Source organism: Agarivorans sp., from assembly GCF_050295395.1.
Taxonomy (GTDB): domain Bacteria; phylum Pseudomonadota; class Gammaproteobacteria; order Enterobacterales; family Celerinatantimonadaceae; genus Agarivorans.
This window is the reverse complement of sequence record NZ_JBNKPP010000168.1, coordinates 1-1,810: the sequence shown is the minus strand read 5'-3', so window position 1 is coordinate 1,810 and position 1,810 is coordinate 1. Positions and strand designations below refer to the sequence as shown.

3 protein-coding genes are annotated in these 1,810 nt (G+C 44.8%); all 3 read right to left on the bottom strand.

Annotation, left to right across the window (positions count from 1 at the left end):
* Window positions 1–595 (bottom strand): UDP-N-acetylmuramate dehydrogenase (murB, locus tag ACQY6Q_RS10110; RefSeq protein ID WP_427980920.1); only part of this gene is annotated, 595 nt, incomplete at its 3' end.
* A complete protein-coding gene (gene coaA / locus ACQY6Q_RS10105; protein WP_427980917.1) occupies window positions 592–1,545 on the bottom strand; it encodes a type I pantothenate kinase in 954 nt (317 codons plus the stop codon). The genes coaA and murB, both read right to left, overlap by 4 nt.
* 69 nt (window positions 1,546–1,614) lie before the next feature.
* On the bottom strand, window positions 1,615–1,810 hold a 196-nt coding region (locus ACQY6Q_RS10100), incomplete at its 5' end, for a hypothetical protein (RefSeq protein WP_427980914.1).

Below are 1,810 nucleotides of genomic sequence, written 5' to 3'. Positions count from 1 at the left end.
CATAATTTAATTTTGCTTGCCACTGCTTAGTTAAACGAAACTTAACCCGAGTAATAATCGCCTTATCTTTTAAGCCATGTTTAAACACACTGTCTCGATAAGCAAATTCACACTGGTGTTGCGACAGGCGCTTTAATTGCTGATCGGCAATGGAGAAAAACTCTACACTTTGGCAAACATCGGCCAACTCCACGCCATAAGCGCCAATATTCTGCACCGGAGCAGCCCCTGCAGTGCCAGGAATTAAAGCCAAGTTTTCTAAACCTAATACCTCGTGGTTCACACTCCATTGCACCAAGCTAGGCCAATCTTCACCTGCCGCCACCTCAAGTAGGTGGTCATCTTCAGTTTGCTCTAGAACAATGCCACTCAACTGATTAATAATCACCACACCGGCGAAATCTTCCAGTAACAAGACATTAGAGCCACCACCTAATACCAACCAGGGCAGCTGGTTAGCCCTTATCCAGCTAAATAGCTCTCGGAGCTCAGACGCTTCTCGTAATAAGTAGAGATAACGCGCCCGCGACGACAAAGCAAAACTATTAAACGGGGTAAGGTCGGCATGAGCAATAAGATCAAAAGGCTGCTTCATTTTCTTAAACGAACCCGACTAACCTCATGGTTGGCGCTCTTTTCTAAGATCAAGTCAGCCCGACCACGAGTAGGTAAAATATTTTCGATTAAATTAACGTAGTTAATTGATGACCAAATATGCCGCGCAATTTCAACGGCCTTAGTTTCTTCTATTTGGGCGTAATGGTGGAAGTAGTTATTGGGATGGGTAAAAGCACTAGAGCGGAGCTTTAAAAAACGCTCAATGTACCACGTCTCTAGTAAACTCGGCTCGGCATCAACAAAAATAGCAAAATCTAAATAATCAGACACAAACACTTGGCGAGATTGATTCGGGTAATCTCTAGCCGACTGCAGTACGTTAAGCCCCTCTAAAATCACAATGTCCGGCTGTTCTACCCGTACCTGCTTACCTTTAACGATATCGTAAGATAAATGGGAGTATACGGGTGCGGATACCACCGGCTCCCCGCTTTTTAAGGTGGCCACAAAATCAACCAAGGCTTTCTGATCATAACTTTCAGGAAAACCTTTGCGCTGCATCAGCCCTTTTTCTTCCAATACTTTGTTCGGAAAGAGAAATCCATCGGTGGTCACAATATCCACTTTGGGATGCTCAGGCCAGCGCTGTAATAAGGCCTGCAAGATCCTAGAAGTGGTACTTTTTCCACCTGCTACACTGCCCGACACCCCAATGATGTAGGGTACATGCTTGCGGCTACCAAGGAAATTAGCTAGCACTTCTCGTCGATCCTGACGAGCTTTAACATATAAATTGAGTAAACGAGATAAGGGCAGATAAATATCACAAACTTCAGGTAAGGACAGTTTTTCGTTAATACCACGAATACGTTCCAAATCATCTTCGGCTAAGGTTAGCGGAACTGATTTGCGGAGAGTGGACCAAGCTTCACGTTCAAAGTCTAAATACTTAAACACATGCTGCTTGGCGAGTTGAGTTGCTGGCATGGACCCTTCCTATATAATGCGCCACAACCTTATACCAAAACCACCAAACTCGCCAGCCAAAGCAAAGATTTAGCCTTGCTTACGGCATTTATCCTCATAGAAAGGCACAACCACCGAGCCGCGTTCGAATAAATGTTCTGCAGGTAAATCATAATCGTAAGCCCGCCGATTACGCGCCACCTTATTAAACACAATACCGGTAATATCTAGCTCAAAACGAGCTAGCTTGGCCAAAGCCGTTTCGATTGTTTTCCCGTCAGTACGC

Coding starts and splice junctions, on each gene's coding strand:
- coaA (WP_427980917.1), bottom strand. CDS start 1,545: ATGCCAGCAACTCAACTCGCCAAGCAGCATGTGTTTAAGTATTTAGAC.